The organism is Alitibacter langaaensis DSM 22999 (assembly GCF_003096995.1).
GTDB classification, from domain to species: Bacteria; Pseudomonadota; Gammaproteobacteria; order Enterobacterales; family Pasteurellaceae; genus Exercitatus; species Exercitatus langaaensis.
Map to the genome: position 1 here is coordinate 22,128 of NZ_QENU01000009.1, position 14,802 is coordinate 36,929.

Sequence of the window (14,802 nt, forward strand, 5' to 3'; positions counted from 1 at the left end):
TGTCAAAATTTTCTTATGTTTTATTTTAGGAAATAACTATGTCAACTACGTCAAGTAGAAAAATCGGTTTGTTATCTTTAACCGCATTAGTCCTGAGTTCAATGATTGGCTCAGGCATTTTTAGTCTGCCGCAAAATATGGCTGCCGTGGCAGGCGTTGAAGGGATTTCCATCGGCTGGCTCATCACGGGTATCGGAATTATTTTCTTAGGGCTATCCTTTTTCTTTATTTCTCGCTTACGCCCAGATTTAGACGGCGGCATTTATACCTATGCCCGTGAAGGTTTTGGCGAGCTGATGGGATTTATGTCCGCTTGGGGCTATTGGTTATGCGCCACCATTGGCATCGTAGGCTATCTCACTGTTGCCTTTGAAGGCTTAGGCGTATTTACTGATACGGAAAGTGCGGTCATTTTCGGGCAAGGAAATACACTGGCTTCGTTTATTGGCGCGTCTATCATTGTGTGGCTTGTGCACGCCTTAATCGCAGGCGGAATCAAAGAAGCTGCCTCAGTCAATCTGGTGGCAACCTTTGTTAAAGTCGCGCCACTCGTGTTATTCATTATTCTCGGCGTTTATTTCTTTGATCTTGATTTATTTAAATCGGATATCAAAGCGGCATCCCTTGGTAACAGTGTCACCGCTCAAGTAAAAGATACGATGCTAATCACCCTTTGGGTATTCACAGGGGTGGAGGGCGCCTCTATTCTTTCAGCGCATGCAAAACGTAAAAGTGATGTGGGATTAGCCACGGTGTTAGGGATTTTAATCGCCCTTGCCCTTTATGTGGCGATCACTATACTTTCCCTTGGTATCTTGCCTCGCGAAACCATTGCCAATTTAGCCAATCCATCAATGGGCCCATTGCTTGATGCGATGATGGGGCCAACGGGCAAAGTCATCATCACCGCTTGCTTAATTGTGTCGGTGCTCGCCTCTTATATCAGCTGGACAATGTATTCTGCTGAAGTGCCTTATTTAGGCTCAAAAAATGGCGCATTCCCGAAAATTTTAAATAAACTTAATCAAAATGGCACACCGATCAATTCCTTGTGGTTCACAGGGCTTATCGTACAACTCTGTTTAGTTCTCGTTTTTGTTTTCGAGCAAAGCTATAACACATTGTTGCTCATTTCAACCTCAATGATTTTAATCCCTTATTTCCTAATTGGCGCTTATCTCACCAAACTAGCCTTCCAAACTCAGGCAAAATGGTTTGTGAAACTCACGGGAATTATGGCATCGCTTTACGGATTATGGATCATTTATGCTGCAGGTTTACAATATTTATTGTTATCAGTGGTGCTTTATGTGCCGGGCATTTTGCTGTTTTTATATTCCAATCGTCAATGGAATGGCAAAATTAAACTTGTTGCCTGGGAAAAAATACTGATCGCAATAATCTTAGCAATTTTCTGCTATGCGCTATATGTATTGCCAGAATTGCTAGCCGCTTAATCTGCTTAAGTGCGGTTAAAATTGAGAAAATTTTGACCGCACTTTTACTAATACGCTTGCCAATCTGTCAGTCATCCTTAAACTGTGACACAGGTCACAGTCTTTTCATCATTTTCTTTATATAATTTCTGCAGTTTTATACCACAGGAGTTATTATGAAAAAACTAACCTTTCTTTCTAGCATAATTATGCTAGCCCTAAGCCAAACAGCTTACGCCAATACCACAACAGATATTGCTGCTAAACAAGCACAATTACATGATAATTATCAACTTCAACAAGTGGTGGTGCTAAGTCGTCATAATATTCGAGCACCACTTTCTGGCAAAGACAGTAAGCTCGGTAAAGTCACTTCACATCAATGGATTGATTGGAGTGCGAACCCTAGTGAATTAACTTCTCGTGGCGGTATTTTAGAAACAGCCATGGGCCAATATTTCCGTAAATGGTTAGAATCCGAAGGGGTATTCACGGAAGGTAAATGCCCAACAGTAGATGAAATCAATGTCTATGCCAACAGCATGCAACGCACAATTGCAACGGCAGAATATTTTGCGGCAGCATTCTCGCCGACTTGTGCAGTCGAAGTGAATCATCGTTTTGCCCCAAGTAAAATGGATCCAATTTTCTTCCCTCGTTTAACCAAAACAAGCCCTGAATTTGAAGCGCAAGCGATGAAAGAAATCAATCAACTGGACAATCAAAACAGCTTAAAGGCACTAACTGAAACCTTAAAACCCTCTTTCCAAATTATTGAAAATGTATTGGATATGAAAGATTCGCCTGCTTGTAAAAATGAAAATATTTGCCAGCTTGATGACTTTGATACCAAAATGATTTTCAAACAAAATCAAGAACCCAATTTAAGTGGCTCATTAAAATTAGCGACATCCATTGCTGATGCGTTGGTTCTGCAATATTTTGAAGCCAATGATGAACAAGCTGCATTTGGTAAAAAATTATCTAGCGCTGATTGGGAAGCAATTTCCAAAGTCAAAGATGTGTATGGTGATATTTTATTTACCGCGCCAAGTGTCGCCGCCAATGTAGCGCATCCATTAATAACTTATATGAAAGATGAATTAAACGCCAAAGATCGTAAATTCACCTATTTAGTGGGGCATGATTCAAATATTGGTTCAGTCACCAAAGCTTTAGGTGTAGAAGATTATAGTTTGCCAAATACTATCGAGAAAAAAACGCCAATCGGTTCAAAATTAGTCTTTGAAAAATGGGTGAATAAACAAACTCAACAAGCCTATGTTGCAATCAATTTAGTCTATCAAACAACTAATCAGTTACGTCATATTCAACCGTTAGACTTAAAAAATAAACCGATGATCTATACATTAAAATTAGAAGGATTAACCCCAAATGACATGGGATTATATGACTTCAATGATGTGAATGCCCGATTCCAACAGGCCATTTCACAATATGAACAAATCAAATAAGTGATGAAGCATCAGTAGCATTAAGAGACATTCATACAAAAAGTGCGGTTAAAACTGAATAAGTTTAACCGCACTTTTTTAGTCTTTAAGCTCTAACGCCATGCTTTGAATTGATTAATTAAACCGTTGGTTGAGCTGTCATGGCTTGATACTTGTTCATCACCGTTCAACTCTGGGAGAATTCGGTTCGCTAATTGTTTACCTAATTCTACGCCCCATTGGTCGAAGCTGAATATGTTGAAAATCACACCTTGTACGAAAATTTTGTGTTCGTACATTGCGATCAACGCACCTAAGCTAAATGGCGTAATTTTTTGTAACAAAATAGAATTTGTTGGTTTATTGCCTTGGAAGACTTTGAATGGAACAATTTCTTTCACTTCGTCCAATGATTTTCCTGCTTTGACAAATTCTGCTTCAACTTCTTCTTTCGTTTTACCAAAGGCAAGGGCTTCTGTTTGAGCAAAGAAGTTAGATAACAATTTGCTATGGTGATCTGCTAATGGATTGTGGGTTTGCGCAGGGGCAATAAAGTCACAAGGAATTAAGGTTGTGCCTTGGTGAATTAATTGATAAAACGCGTGCTGACCATTTGTGCCCGGCTCGCCCCAAATAATTGGGCCCGTTTGGTAATTGCTGATCACTTTGCCATCTCGACCTACATATTTACCATTCGATTCCATATTTCCTTGTTGAAAATAAGCTGCAAAACGGTGTAAATATTGATCGTAAGGCAAAATCGCTTCGGTTTGTGCGCCAAGGAAGTTGCTATTCCATAAACCAATTAATGCCAATGTCGCGGGGATATTTTGTTCAATTGGCGTATTGTGGAAATGTTTATCCATTTCGTGCGCACCGCTTAATAATTGTTCAAAATTCTCAAAGCCCACAGAAAGCGCAATAGAAAGACCGATTGCAGACCACAATGAATAACGGCCGCCAACCCAATCCCAGAAGCCAAACATATTGTCAGTATCAATACCAAATTTGGCTACTTCTGTCGCATTTGTTGACAAAGCTGCAAAATGTTTTGCGATATGTTTTTCATCTTTTGCGCTAGCTAAGAACCAATCACGCGCGGAATGCGCATTGGTCATGGTTTCTTGTGTGGTAAATGTTTTTGATGCCACTAACACAAGGGTCGTTTCGGGATTTACTTTTTTCAAAGTTTCTGCGATATGCGTACCGTCCACATTAGAAACAAAATGCATCGTTAAGTGATTTTTATAAGGGCGCAACGCTTCAGTCACCATATAAGGCCCCAAATCCGAACCACCGATACCAATATTAATAACATCAGTAATGGCTTTGCCAGTGTAGCCTTTCCAATCACCAGAAATCACACGATCACAGAATGATTTCATTTTTGCTAATACGCTATTCACTTCAGGCATTACATCTTTGCCATCAACAAGCACAGGAGTATTAGCACGGTTGCGCAATGCAGTATGCAACACCGCGCGGTTTTCGGTGCGATTGATTTTCTCGCCTGTAAACATCGCTTCAGTGGCTGAAGCCAATCCGCACTCTTCGGCTAGTTGGCGTAATAATTTGAGGGTTTCTTGAGTGATTTTATTTTTGGAAAAATCCACTAAAATCTCATGATTAAAGGTTAATGAAAACGCATTAAAACGCTGAGGATTTTGTGCAAATAATTCTTGAATAGTGGTGTCAGCCAAACTTGCTTTATGCTGTTCTAAAGCTTTCCAAGCATTGGTTGTGGTTGGATTAATATTTTGCATTATGTTCTCCTGATACAAAAAATAAGTGCGGTCAAAAATACAAAAGTTTTTATATTTTGCCGTTGATTATCAAAAAAGTTAATCGATATATTCCGTTAAAACCCGTGGCGTCAATTTTGTCATCAATTCATAGCTTAAAATGCCTATATGTTTAGCCACGATTTCAATAGGCAATTCTTTGCCCCATAAAATCACTTCATCGCCGACTTTGTCTGTGCAGCCCAAGCCAAGATCCACGGTAATCATATCCATTGAAACACGTCCAACAATTGGCACAATTCGTCCATTGATAAAAACAGGCGTGCCGACTGGAATATTACGCGGATAGCCATCGCCATAGCCAATGGCAATCACGCCAATTTTAGTGTCTTCTTCACTCACCCAAGTGCCGCCATAGCCTACGGGCTCGCCTGCTTGATGATTGCGAACCGCAATCAGTGAGGAGGTTAAGGTCATCACAGGTTGTAAGCCAAATTCAGCGCTTGGCGTATCCGTTGGCGATACGCCATACATAATAATGCCTGGACGAATCCAATCTAAATGGGACGCCTGCCAAAACAAAATTCCGCCTGACGCGGCGATACAACGCTCTCCTGCTTTCCCTTCCGTTACCGTAAGAAAACGATTGAGTTGAATATTTGTGTAATCAGATTCTAGCTCATCAGCGCGGCTAAAGTGGCTAACAAAGCCTAAGTGCGGATCAATATTCGGGCATTTTTGCAATTCTTGATAAAAATAATCCACTTCATCTAAGGCGACACCTAAACGGTGCATTCCCGTGTCAATTTTCAACCACACTTTGATAGGATTAGGCAATTTGGCGGATTTTAGTGCGGTTAATTGCTCTTGGTTGTGAATGACAGTTTGAATATTATTGACGGCTAAAATCGGTAAATCTTTGGCGGAAAAAAAACCTTCCAACAACAAAATGGGTTTGATAATCCCTTTTGAACGTAACGCCAAGGCTTCTTCCAAACGTGCCACGCCAAAACCGTCCACATGCTCTTCTAAAGTGGATGCCACGAATTCAACGCCATGCCCATAGGCATTCGCTTTGACGATAGCAATCATTTTACTATTTGGCGCTTTTTGGTGGATGAGTTGAATATTATGTTTCAGTGCCACTGAACTAATTTTGGCTGTTGCTGGTTTCATATTGAACTTCTTATTTCTGATATAGCGCTGATGATGCGCAATTGACTATCATCAACGCGGTTAAGATTCGTTAGTTTTGGTATTATTAATAAATTGAACGCCAAACTATTAATATTCGTCCGACAGCTGCCATGCTTGTGGCGCATTGTCGAAACGAGAATATTGTCCTTGGAAAATCAATGGTACGCGTCCAATTGGGCCATTACGCTGTTTACCGATAATAATTTCCGCACGATTGCGGTTTTCTTCGGTTGTTTCGTGATACACCTCGTCACGGTAGATAAACATAATCAAGTCGGCATCTTGCTCGATAGAGCCAGATTCACGCAAGTCAGAGTTTACAGGGCGTTTGTCCGTGCGGTTTTCCAAGGTACGGTTTAATTGTGACAACGCCACAACGGGCACTTCTAATTCTTTTGCCAATGCTTTTAGCGAGCGAGAAATTTCGGCAATTTCAAGGGTGCGATTATCAAAACCTGGTGCACGCATTAATTGCAAATAATCCACCATAATCAAACTTAAACCACCATGCTCACGATACACACGGCGCGCACGAGAACGCAATTCTGTTGGCGTAAGGCCCGATGAATCATCAATATACATATTAGGTTTTTCGGCTAGCATTGCCATCGTGCTCGAAATTTTCGCCCAGTCATTGTCATCATTAATTTGCCCCGTGCGAATTGCGGTTTGATCAACACGCGAAAGTGACGCAAGGGTACGCATCATAATTTGTTCCGCTGGCATTTCAAGACTAAAAATCAACACAGGTTTCTCACTATGCATTGCGGCATTTTCGCATAAGTTCATCGCAAAGGTGGTTTTCCCCATAGAAGGACGTGCCGCCACAATGATTAAATCGGAAGGCTGTAAACCCGATGTTTTCTTGTCTAAATCCGCAAAACCTGTTGTGACACCAGTTAAACCTTTCTGCCCACTCATTTTGAGCATCTCAATACGATCAATGGTGCGCGCCAAAATAGCCGCAATATTCTCAGGGCCTTCATTTTCTGAGGTACGTTTTTCTGCAATGCTGAATACTTCACGCTCGGCTTCATCAAGAATTTCTTTAATGTCTTTACCTTTTGGCGAATAAGCTCGTTGCGCAATATTATTGCCCACACCGATAAGCTCTCGCAAAATCGCTTTTTCGCGCACAATATCCGCATAAGCATTCACATTCGCCGAACTTGGCGTATTTTTGGAAAGCTCCGCGAGATAGGCAAATCCGCCCACATCATCAATAACACCGCGTTTTTGTAGCGATTGATCAAGGGTCAATAAATCAATGGGGGAATTTTGACGGGCTAAATTTTCCATTTCTTGGAAAATAATTCGATGGGCGGCAAGATAAAAATCTTGGTCAATCACACGCTCAACCACATTCTCCCAATGCAAATTATTAATCATCACTGCACCAAGTACTGCTTGTTCAGCTTCAATCGAATGCGGTGGAATACTCGCTTGCGCTAGTTGACTATCACGTTCAGAAAACTGCGAAGATGTCGGTTGTTTCGCCATTTAATTAACCAATAAGACTTCATCAAAAATTAGTGCATATCATACCTGAAAATGAGATGAGATTTAAGTTAAAAGTGCGGTGAAATTTTACCGAGTTTTGAGTAGAATGAGAAAAAACTTCAAAATCTGGAATTATGTCAACGAAATCAAAACGTCCTACTCTACAAGATATTGCTAATCATCTTGGGATTACAAAAATGACCATTAGCCGTTATTTGCGTGATCCTTCAACTGTCGCACCAGAAACACAAACTCGTATCGCAAAAGCCATTGAGCAATTCGGCTATATTCCTAATAAAGCACCGAATATGCTTTCCAATGCCAAAAGCCGTGCATTTGGCGTGTTATTACCTTCTTTAACAAATTCCGTTTTTGCTGATGTGCTGAAAGGTATTGAGATTGTTGCTGACAAAGCAAACTATCAAACAATGCTTGCTCACTATGGTTATAACTTAGAGAAAGAAGAACACCGTATCAAAAGTTTACTGTCTTACAACATTGACGGCTTAATTCTGTCAGAAAATCATCATACGAAGCAAACATTAAAAATGCTAGAAATTGCCAATATTCCCGTGATAGAAATTATGGATACTTCAGAATTAGGCATTCAACAAGTGGTGGGATTTGATAATGTGGCTGCCGCACAAGCAATGGTAGAAACAATGATTCTCCGTGGTTATAAAAATGTCGTTTATTTTTCCGCTCGCCAAGACAAACGTAGCCTGTTAAAAATGCAAGGTTATACCAATGCGATGAACAAATATCATTTAGATGCCCATGTTATCAGCACGCCTGAGCCTTCGTCTTTCACGCTAGGCGCCGAATTATTACAGCGAGCATTGAAAGAACACCCTAAAACTAATGGCATTTTTTGTACTAACGATGACTTAGCTATCGGTGCGATATTTGAATGTCAACGTATGGGGATTAGCGTACCTAAACAAATGGCCATTGCAGGATTTCACGGCCACGATGTTGGGCAATCATTGAGTCCGCAGCTCGCATCGGTGATCACGCCCCGCTTGGAAATTGGAAAAATAGCTGCGCAAGAATTATTAAATCGCATTCACCAGATTCCACAACAACGCCGAATTATTGATCTTGGCTATGATATTCATCTCGGGGAAACGTTATAAATGAAAGTGCGGTCAAAATTTATTATTTTTTAACCGCACTTTGTCTGATTTATTAAATGAATGGTTTTAATGCTTGAACACAACGTTCTACAACTTCATTGAACGAACCATCAATATTAATAGGAATAACATCGGGCTCATCAGATTGAGGCTCTTCTAGGGTAGCAAATTGGCTCTTGAGCATATCTTCTTTCATATAATGCCCTTTACGTTGGCGCATTCGTTCTAAAATTAAATCATAACTGCCGTGCAACCAAATAAATTTCACATTTTCATTGCCCTCACGAATCAAGTCGCGATATTTTTTCTTCAATGCAGAGCAAACAATAATACCCACTTCACTTTTTTTCTCTAAGCTAAAGGCGGCATCACGAATACGTTCAAGCCAAGGCGCACGATCTTCATCATTTAATGGATGACCTGCCCCCATTTTTAAAATATTGGCTTTAGGATGTAAATCATCCCCATCAATCAATTTAATGCCTAATTTTTCAGCGACCGCCGTACCGACAGAGGTTTTACCAGTACTACATACGCCCATTAAAATAAAACTTTTTCCTGTTGACATAATAGCTCTCCTAAATTTTCCATTATCATATCTTATTTTTTAAATGATGTTACTGGTAACATTTTATTTTGTGATTGAGATCACAAAATTTCTTCCTAATTTTCTGCAGAAAAATTAAATTGTGAGCTAGCTCACAAAGTTTAAGATTAAAACTTTACCAATAACCTAAAAAAGAATATGTTACGCGTAACAATAAAGCCACAAGGGGAAATTTATGAAACTAGAAACCTTATCTTGTGTTGTTAAAGGTAAATTAGATCTCGATATTATTACTCAACAGATTGAATATGATGAAAATAATCAAGATCAGACGTTAGTACAAATTACACGTGGTGGTATTTGTGGTTCTGACTTACATTATTATCAGCATGGTAAAGTGGGTAATTTTGAAGTAAAACATCCGATGATTTTAGGGCATGAAGTTATTGGTAAAGTGGTAAAAACGAATGATCCTAAACTGTATGTTGGGCAGAAAGTTGCTATTAATCCTGGTAAACCTTGCTTGAAATGTAAATATTGCTTATCAGGCGATATCAACCAATGTGAAACAATGCGTTTCTTTGGTAGTGCAATGTACAACCCACATGTTGATGGTGGTTTTACTCAGTATAAAGTGGTGGATAATGCTCAATGCATTGATTATCCACAAAATGCTTCTGATGATGTAATGGCTTTTGCAGAACCACTAGCGGTAACCATTCATGCGGCTAAACAAGCTGGTGATTTGAGCGGAAAGAAAGTATTTATTTCTGGTGTTGGTCCGATTGGTTGCCTTGTAGTTGCAGCAGTGAAAGCTTTAGGTGCGAGTGAAATCGTTTGTGCTGATATGAGTGAACGCTGCTTAGATTTAGCGCTAGAAATGGGGGCGACAAAAACTTTCCATGCAGCATCAGGCGATTTTACGCCTTATCTTGCACATAAAGGATATTTTGATGTCTCATTTGAAGCCGCAGGGCATCCCTCTTCAATCGAGCGTTGTCTTGCCATTACTCGTGCTCGCGGAATACTTATTCAAGTTGGAATGGGAGGCGCTGTACCCGAGTTCAATGTCATGCCATTAATTGCAAAAGAAATTAGTTGGAAAGGTTCATTTCGTTTTATTGAAGAATTTAACACTTCCGTTGAATGGTTAAGTACAGGGAAAGTTAACCCTCTCCCATTACTGTCAAAAGTCGTTAATTTCAAAGATTTTAAAGCGGCATTAGATCTTGCTGGCAATAAAAATGAAATTGCTAAAGTACAGCTAAGTTTTGAATAAGGAATAGAATATGAGTGAATTATTTTCATTGAAAGGAAAACGGGTATTAATTACAGGTTCAACTCGTGGAATTGGGCGATTATTAGCACAAGGTATGGTCGAACACGATGCTGAAGTGATTATTAATAGTACGACACAAGACAAATCTCAGGCAGTTGCTGATGAATTAAATGCTCAAGGATTTAAAGCTTATGCTGTGGCATTTGATGTGACTGATACAGAAGCTGTACACAAATCAATTGATTATATTGAACAAAATATTGGACCGATTGATGTCCTAATCAATAATGCGGGCATTCAGCGTCGTCATCCATTCTGTGAATTTCCAGAAAAGGACTTTGATGACATTATTCGAGTTAATCAAAAAGCTGTTTTCATTGTTTCTCAAGCCGTTGCTCGTTATATGGTTAAGCGTAATCAAGGCAAAATTATTAATATTGGTTCAATGCAAAGCGAATTAGGTCGTGACACCATCACGCCTTATGCTGCGTCAAAAGGTGCAGTAAAAATGCTTACACGAGGTATGTGCGTTGAGCTCGCTCGTTACAATATTCAGGTTAATGGGATTGCCCCTGGCTATTTTGCCACTGAATTAACCAAACCATTGGTAGAAAATAAAGAATTTACCGAATGGTTATGTAAACGTACTCCTGCTAACCGTTGGGGCGATCCTAAAGAGTTAATTGGAGCTGCTGTATTTTTATCATCTAAAGCATCAGACTTCGTCAATGGGCATTTATTGTTCGTTGATGGCGGTATGTTAGCTGCTGTATAGAGGGATTTTCTATGTTAATCGTCATTTTAATTTCATCCATCGCGCTCTTACTTCTGTTAATTATGAAGTTTAGAGTTCATGCATTTGTTGCATTAACTTTAGTCAGTTTATTGACCGCACTTGCAACAGGTGTGCCAGTCAATAAAATTTTACCTACTTTATTATCTGGTTTTGGCGGCACACTCGCCTCTGTGGCATTATTAGTGGGTTTTGGGGCAATGATTGGTCGTTTGCTCGAAATCACAGGCGGTGCAAAAGTGCTCGCTGATACATTAATTAATAAATTTGGCGAAGAAAAAGCACCATTTGCATTAGGTGTAGCATCATTACTTTTCGGCTTCCCGATTTTCTTCGATGCAGGTCTCGTTGTGATGTTGCCAATTATTTTCAGTGTTGCAAAACAATTTGGTGGCTCATTATTCCGTTATGCATTCCCTGCTGCTGGTGCATTTGCCGTTACCCACGCATTTTTACCACCGCATCCAGGCCCTGTTGCTGCGGGCGATTTATTAGGGGCTAATATCGGTTTATTAACTATCGTTGCGGTTGTGATTGCCTTGCCAACTTGGTATTTTGCGGCTTATCTTTACGGTACCTTTTTAGGGCGAAAATTCCACTTAGATCTACCTAAATCCTTCTTAAATTCGGCACCTATTAACGAAACGGCAGTGCTTAATCCACCTAGCTTTAGAAAAGTATTATGCATTTTATTACTACCGCTTTGCTTAATTATGCTTGATACGGTATTAAATACCCTATCGGTTGCGAAAGTGATTGACGGTTCGCAGTTATGGGTTGAGAGCTTACGTTTGATTGGTAAAACACCTGTCGCCTTGCTCATTACGCTTTTAGTCACCATTTATCTTCTTAAAGAACAACGCAGTGTCGAGCAAATTGAAAAAATCTGTGATAGCTCATTGGGGCCAATTTGTGGGATCGTTTTAGTTACTGGTGCGGGTGGTATGTTTGGTGGCGTATTACGTGCAAGTGGTATTGGTGATATGCTAGCCAATATGCTGTCAGATACTGGTATGCCTGTGATTGTTGCCGCATTTATTATTTCTACGGCGTTGCGTGTTGCACAAGGTTCGGCAACCGTGGCAATCACCACAACATCAGCATTAATTGCACCAATGGTTTCGGCGACAACGGGTTTAAGCGAATTTGACTTATGTTTTATCGTCATTTCAATCGCTTCAGGTGCAACCGTATTAGCACATGTTAATGATAGTGGTTTCTGGCTTGTGAGCCGTTTTTTAGAAATTGATACTAAAACAATGTTTAAAACTTGGACAGTACAAGAAACATTAATTGGTTTAGTTGGTTTCAGCTTATCCTTTATCGGTTCTATCATTCTTTAACGAATAAAAACGAACAAAGTGCGGTCAATTTTCACGAAGTTTTCCTAAAACTTTCACAAATTTGACCGCACTTTTGTGTCAATTCAAAACGCTTTTAGCTATTCAGCATTTGCAGAAATTCACCTACGGTATGAAATGAGCCAAACACTAAAACTACGTCATTTTTGACCACACTTTTCACTGCTTGCTGAACGCCAATCTCAACGGAATCGGCAATATCGCTATGAACGCTCCCCTTTCCTACCACGTTATTTAATTTTTGTTGCAATTCAAGCCCTGTTTGCCCCCGTGGGACGTTTAGGCTGACACAATGCCATTCATCAATAACGGGTAATAAAGGCTCAATCACGCCTTGTGCATCCTTGTCTTTAAGCAAGCCAAAAACGGCAATAATTCGCCCCGAAATTTGGGCTTTAAGTGCGGTCAATTTTTCGCTTAAATAACGCGCGGCATGGGGATTGTGCCCAACATCAATAATTACTTGTGGCATCTCTGCGCTGTTTTTCCCCATTTTATGCGCCAAAATTTCAAGTTGAGATGCTTTTAAAGGTTGAAAACGCCCTGTTAATTCCACATTTTTTAGCGACTGGCGAATAACATCTTCTGTAATTTTAAAAGGCAACGCTTGCACAGCGGCTAATGCGGTGGCAGCATTTTGCAATGGGATCTGACAAAACGGTAGATTTTCTAACCGCACTTTTTCACTTTGCCATACCCAATGCTGCGCTTTCTGCTCAAATGACCAATCCACATCACGGCGAGAAACTTGGCAATGTAATGATTTTGCATGATCGAGCATCGAATTTGGCACATCGGGTTCACCAATGATAACGGGGCGATTTTCGCGGAAAATACCCGCTTTTTCAAAACCGATTAACTCTCGGTTATCCCCTAAAAAATCCACATGATCGATATCAACGCTGGTGATTACAGCGAGATCGGCGTCCACAATGTTCGTGGCATCTAAGCGTCCGCCTAGCCCCACTTCTAAAATCACTACATCTAGCTTAGCTTGTTTAAATAAATGCAACGCCGAAAGTGTGCTAAATTCAAAATAAGTGAGCGACTGAGTTTTGTTTTCATCGATATACGCAAAAGAAGCGGTATGCAATTCATCAGCGACATCTTCATTTTGAATGCGAACTCGCTCGTTATAACGGATCAAATGCGGGGAAGAATAAACGCCCACACGATAACCCGCGTTCAGCAATATGGTTTCTAATAAGCGACAAGTCGTGCCTTTGCCATTGGTGCCCCCCACCGTAATCACAAAAGGCGCGGGCGTGAGCAAATCTAATTCTTGCGCAACCGCTTTTACACGCTCAAGCCCTAAATCAATGGCTTTAAAATGGCTATTTTCTAAATAAGAAAGCCACTCGTTTAGTGGCGAAGTGGCTTTTAAATTATGTTTCATAATGGGTTTAATTATTCACTAGCAATTAATTCTGGTTCTACAAATGGCGATGGCTGACGTGTTAATTTGCTTAAAACGCTGGCTAATTTTTCTCGCATTTCAGAACGTTTGACAATCATATCAATGGCGCCATGTTCTAATAAAAATTCAGCACGTTGGAAACCTTCGGGTAATTTTTCACGCACAGTTTGTTCAATCACGCGTGGGCCTGCAAAACCAATTAACGCTTTAGGTTCAGCAATGTTTAAATCCCCTAACATGGCGAAACTTGCCGACACACCGCCTAAGGTTGGATCGGTGAGTACAGAAATAAAAGGCACGCCTTTTTCTTTCATTTTGGCAAGCACGGCACTGGTTTTTGCCATTTGCATTAATGAAAGCAAGGCTTCTTGCATACGCGCGCCACCTGATGCAGAAAAACAAACGAATGGACAATTTTTTTCCATTGCTTCTTCTGCGGCTTTCACAAATTTCGCCCCAACGACTGAACCCATTGAACCGCCCATAAAGCTGAAGTTTGAGGCTGCGGCAACAATTGGCATACCGTAAAGGGTGCCAGATACCGTAATGAGTGCATCTTTTTCGCCTGTTTCTTTTTGTGCGGCTTTAATACGATCTGAATATTTTTTGAGATCTTTAAATTTTAATACGTCTTTTGGCTCAAGTTCTGCTGAAATCTCAACAATACTGTCTTTATCCAATAATGCTTCTAAACGTTCACGGGCATCAATTCGCATATGATGTCCGCATTTTGGACACACTTCTAAATGGCGTTTTAATTCATCACGATATAAAACTTGCGCACAGGAAGTACATTTAGTCCACACGCCCTCTGGCACATTCGCTCTGCGGGAATCTGAGGTGGTCTTTTCTCTGCTAAAAATCTTATCAATCCAGCTCATTTTTAACCTTCTTTGTTAAAACGAAAAATTCTGCGTATTTAACCATAAAAATGGGAAAT

12 protein-coding genes are annotated in these 14,802 nt (G+C 40.2%); 6 read left to right on the forward strand and 6 right to left on the reverse strand.

All coding sequences use genetic code 11. The features are described 5' to 3' along the window. Nucleotides 1–38: 38 nt before the first annotated feature. Together C8D76_RS06800 and C8D76_RS06805 are read left to right on the forward strand one after the other, a co-directional pair. Nucleotides 39–1,457: a basic amino acid/polyamine antiporter gene (locus tag C8D76_RS06800; protein WP_116632040.1), complete on the forward strand. Its 1,419-nt coding sequence runs from the start codon at nucleotides 39–41 to the stop codon at nucleotides 1,455–1,457. Nucleotides 1,458–1,612: 155 nt separating this feature from the next. Further along, nucleotides 1,613–2,911 (forward strand): histidine-type phosphatase, encoded by a 1,299-nt coding sequence (locus C8D76_RS06805; protein WP_116632041.1) that lies wholly within the window; start codon nucleotides 1,613–1,615, stop codon nucleotides 2,909–2,911. A 92-nt stretch (nucleotides 2,912–3,003) separates the two neighbouring features. Here the strand turns inward: C8D76_RS06805 and pgi are convergent, their stop codons facing one another. From pgi to C8D76_RS06820, 3 genes are all read right to left on the reverse strand, one after another. Continuing rightward, complete coding sequence (pgi, locus tag C8D76_RS06810) at nucleotides 3,004–4,653, reverse strand: glucose-6-phosphate isomerase (RefSeq protein WP_116632042.1); 1,650 nt, start codon at nucleotides 4,651–4,653, stop codon at nucleotides 3,004–3,006. Between the two features lie 78 nt (nucleotides 4,654–4,731). Beyond that, nucleotides 4,732–5,808, reverse strand: a complete 1,077-nt coding sequence (gene alr / locus C8D76_RS06815; protein ID WP_116632043.1) for an alanine racemase — start codon at nucleotides 5,806–5,808, stop codon at nucleotides 4,732–4,734. 108 nt (nucleotides 5,809–5,916) lie between these two features. After that, the gene (locus C8D76_RS06820) at nucleotides 5,917–7,329 is read right to left on the reverse strand and encodes a replicative DNA helicase (protein WP_116632044.1); all 1,413 of its coding nucleotides are present in this window, start codon (nucleotides 7,327–7,329) and stop codon (nucleotides 5,917–5,919) included. 134 nt (nucleotides 7,330–7,463) lie between these two features. Between C8D76_RS06820 and C8D76_RS06825 the strand changes: the two genes are divergently transcribed. Continuing rightward, on the forward strand, nucleotides 7,464–8,465 hold the full coding sequence (locus C8D76_RS06825; RefSeq protein ID WP_116632045.1) for a substrate-binding domain-containing protein: 1,002 nt from the start codon (nucleotides 7,464–7,466) through the stop codon (nucleotides 8,463–8,465). Between the two features lie 52 nt (nucleotides 8,466–8,517). Here the strand turns inward: C8D76_RS06825 and C8D76_RS06830 are convergent, their stop codons facing one another. Next, nucleotides 8,518–9,033 (reverse strand): gluconokinase, encoded by a 516-nt coding sequence (locus C8D76_RS06830; protein WP_116632046.1) that lies wholly within the window; start codon nucleotides 9,031–9,033, stop codon nucleotides 8,518–8,520. Between the two features lie 214 nt (nucleotides 9,034–9,247). Between C8D76_RS06830 and idnD the strand changes: the two genes are divergently transcribed. The 3 genes from idnD to C8D76_RS06845 are packed head-to-tail and all read left to right on the forward strand — an operon-like array spanning nucleotide 9,248 to nucleotide 12,427. Beyond that, a complete protein-coding gene (gene idnD / locus C8D76_RS06835) occupies nucleotides 9,248–10,291 on the forward strand; it encodes an L-idonate 5-dehydrogenase (protein WP_116632047.1) in 1,044 nt (347 codons plus the stop codon). A 10-nt stretch (nucleotides 10,292–10,301) separates the two neighbouring features. Then, nucleotides 10,302–11,066, forward strand: a complete 765-nt coding sequence (gene idnO / locus C8D76_RS06840; protein ID WP_116632048.1) for a gluconate 5-dehydrogenase — start codon at nucleotides 10,302–10,304, stop codon at nucleotides 11,064–11,066. Between the two features lie 11 nt (nucleotides 11,067–11,077). Then, nucleotides 11,078–12,427: a GntP family permease gene (locus tag C8D76_RS06845; RefSeq protein ID WP_116632049.1), complete on the forward strand. Its 1,350-nt coding sequence runs from the start codon at nucleotides 11,078–11,080 to the stop codon at nucleotides 12,425–12,427. A 94-nt stretch (nucleotides 12,428–12,521) separates the two neighbouring features. Here the strand turns inward: C8D76_RS06845 and folC are convergent, their stop codons facing one another. Both folC and accD read right to left on the reverse strand, forming a co-directional pair. Further along, entirely contained in the window at nucleotides 12,522–13,841 is a 1,320-nt protein-coding gene (gene folC / locus C8D76_RS06850; protein WP_116632050.1) for a bifunctional tetrahydrofolate synthase/dihydrofolate synthase, read from the reverse strand. Between the two features lie 11 nt (nucleotides 13,842–13,852). Continuing rightward, nucleotides 13,853–14,743 (reverse strand): acetyl-CoA carboxylase, carboxyltransferase subunit beta, encoded by an 891-nt coding sequence (gene accD / locus C8D76_RS06855; protein ID WP_116632051.1) that lies wholly within the window; start codon nucleotides 14,741–14,743, stop codon nucleotides 13,853–13,855. Nucleotides 14,744–14,802: the final 59 nt, after the last annotated feature.